We start from the raw sequence: 1,653 nt of genomic DNA, 5'->3' as shown, positions 1-1,653 counted from the left end.
CGGTAAGTGTCAAGCTAGTTGTCGCCTAACTTTTTCCACTAAGCACTAATCTTGCTTAGATTATCATCATTATTTATCCGGTTAAGATGAACTAAAGCCTCATGTTGCCAGTTGCGCGTGTTGCCAGACCATCGGGATGGGTTTCTCGCTTTCGCCTCAAAGTAAAGCTGCTCACGCTGTTGCAGTAGGTTAACGTCCAGTCCTAAGTGCCTTTGCTCAGGCGTTACATACTTTAACCCGCTGTGACGATGCTCTTTGTTGTACCAATTAACAAAGTGGCTTACCCAGATTCTTGCTTGTTCAATATCACCAAAGGCATTCTCTGGATAAGAAGGTGTGTATTTAAGCGTTTTAAATAATGCTTCAGAATAAGGATTATCATTACTCACTGCAGGGCGGCTAAATGATGGTGTAACACCTAAGCTTTGCATGGTTGCAAGCATCGTAGCTCCTTTCATTGGTGAGCCATTATCTGAGTGCAAAATCAACTTATGATTACTGCTTAAGTTTTCTTTTAATTTAGCCTTAATCAGTACTTCTGCTGCATAATCTGAGGACTCACATTCATACACTTCCCAGCCAACAATTTTACGACTATAAATATCAACCATCATATACAAATAGTAGAACATACCCTTAATTGTAGAAGCCAGATAAGTGATATCCCATGACCAGATCTGATTGGCGCCATTGGCGGTATATGCTTGCGGTTTTGTGACTGTTCTTGGTGATTTACTTTTGCCTCTATGATTCATTTGATTTGCCTCACGTAATACTCGATAAAAACTGCTTTCAGATGCTATATAAACACCGCGATCTGCCAACGTTGGAACTATTTGCTTAATACTGCACGATGCAAACTCTTCATTATTGCAAAGCGTAATAATTTGGGCTTTTTCCGCTGCTGTTAGCTTATTTGATGGCGCTATTTTAGTGACTGTTTGCCGTTTATCTTCATAACCATTAAGTTTCCAACGTTGATATGTCCGCTGATTAATGCCCATAATCGCACATGCAGGCGCTTGGCGCGCCCCTTGATTCAATGCTTCATCAATCGATGTCATTATAAGCTGTCGATCATTTGCCGAGGTTAATCGTCCTCTTTTATTCCCCAAATGGTTTGACACTTTTTTGCAAGCACCAACAATGCAGCTGTTTCTGCTAATGCCTTGTCTTTGCGGTTTAACTCAGACTCTAAAGCATGTATGCGTTTTTTATTTGCTTTGGCTTCATCTGCACTTATCGACGATTCTGGCTTAGTATTGCTACAACCCATTAAAGCAGCTTCTTTCCATTGTTTAAGCTGTTCTGGATAAATGCCTTTTGTGCGACAATATTCACTTAATTGCAGCTGATTTAAAGACGCTGTTTCTATAATTGCTGCAAGCTTTTGCTCAGCGGTGAACGTTGTGTTTTTGTGTTTTTTATTTGACATCGTTGGGCATTTGTTTAGATATTTATTTTTCCAGTTATACAGGGTTTTATCTGATACGCCTAATCTTTTAGCTAGTTCTAACACTGACTGTGTTCCTGATAACATTTTTTTAACCGCATCCGCTTTAAAAGCATCATTATAACTTCCCATAATTTCTCCAGTAATTATCGCCCTGATTAAAAATTAACTACAGGCGACAACTATCCTGACACATAGGG

1 protein-coding gene is annotated in these 1,653 nt (G+C 39.6%); it reads right to left on the bottom strand.

Annotation, left to right across the window (positions count from 1 at the left end; genetic code table 11):
• Nucleotides 1–38: 38 nt before the first annotated feature.
• Nucleotides 39–1,588, bottom strand: a protein-coding gene (locus tag DNJ75_RS14770; protein ID WP_373282856.1) for an IS3 family transposase whose coding sequence is annotated in 2 segments (ribosomal slippage) — nt 39–1,135 and nt 1,135–1,588 — 1,551 coding nt in all. Because the reading frame shifts where the segments join, the coding sequence is not laid out codon by codon here.
• Nucleotides 1,589–1,653: the final 65 nt, after the last annotated feature.

Origin of the sequence: Cysteiniphilum litorale (assembly GCF_003428165.1) — a bacterium.
In the GTDB taxonomy this organism is placed as follows: domain Bacteria; phylum Pseudomonadota; class Gammaproteobacteria; order Francisellales; family Francisellaceae; genus Caedibacter; species Caedibacter litoralis.
This window is presented reverse-complemented; position numbering and strand designations above follow the sequence as displayed.